General features: G+C 67.4%; 2 protein-coding genes. Both read left to right on the top strand.

All coding sequences use genetic code 11. The features are described from left to right. On the top strand, positions 1-322 hold a 322-nt coding region (locus tag ACWGTO_RS33625; RefSeq protein WP_454578972.1), incomplete at its 5' end, for a tyrosine-type recombinase/integrase. Between the two features lie 10 nt (positions 323-332). Further along, a partial coding sequence (locus ACWGTO_RS33620) for an IS91 family transposase (RefSeq protein WP_454578971.1) occupies positions 333-857 on the top strand: 525 nt, incomplete at its 3' end.

The following is an 857-nucleotide window of genomic DNA, read 5'->3' as shown; positions in this document are numbered from 1 at the left end:
TTGGCGGTTGACCAAGCCGGGGCGATGGCTGTTTCCCCGGCGCGATGGCCGCGGCCCGATCCACCCGCAGACCTTGGGGATCGCCTGTCGAGCAGCCTGCGAGTTCCTGGGCGTTGAGAAGCGGGTGACGGTGCACACCCTTCGCCACAGCTTCGCCACCCACCTTTTGGAAGCCGGCACGGACATAAGGATCATTCAGGTGCTGCTGGGCCATCGCAGCCTGGCGACGACGACACTGTACGCCCAGGTCTCAACGGCTGTGATCGGCCGGACCGCCAGTCCTTTTGACCAGCTCCACATGGAGATCAGGCCGCCCGGCTGAGCCGCGCGCCATGCGCCCGGATCTGGAAGTGGCGGATGTATTCCACCGTCACGGGGCGGATTATCGCCGCGACCATGCCGGCCATCTCGGGCGTGTCGAGCGCCGGGTGATGGCCGCGGTGGAGGCGTGCCGGACCGCGGCCCTGGGCGGTCACGCCGAACACTGCACCGACTGCGGCCTCGTGCGGCAAGCCTATAACTCCTGCCGCAACCGCCACTGCCCTAAGTGCCAGGGCCTAGCCCGCGCCCAGTGGCTGGCCGAGCGGCAGGCTGAGCTGCTGCCGGTCCCATACTTCCACGTGGTCTTCACCGTCCCGGCCCAGATCGCTGAGATCGCCTTCCAGAACAAGGCGGCGGTCTATGCGATCCTGTTCAAGGCCGCATCCGAAGCCTTGAGGGTGGCGGCGGCCGATCCCAGGCATCTGGGCGCCGAGATCGGCGTGGTCGCCGTGCTTCATACTTGGGGTCAAAATCTCCACCATCATCCGCATGTCCACTGCGTCGTGCCGGGCGGCGGCCTGTCGCTCGAGCCTGCC

The sequence above is a fragment of the Mesorhizobium sp. PL10 genome (genome assembly GCF_053714315.1).
This window is presented reverse-complemented; position numbering and strand designations above follow the sequence as displayed.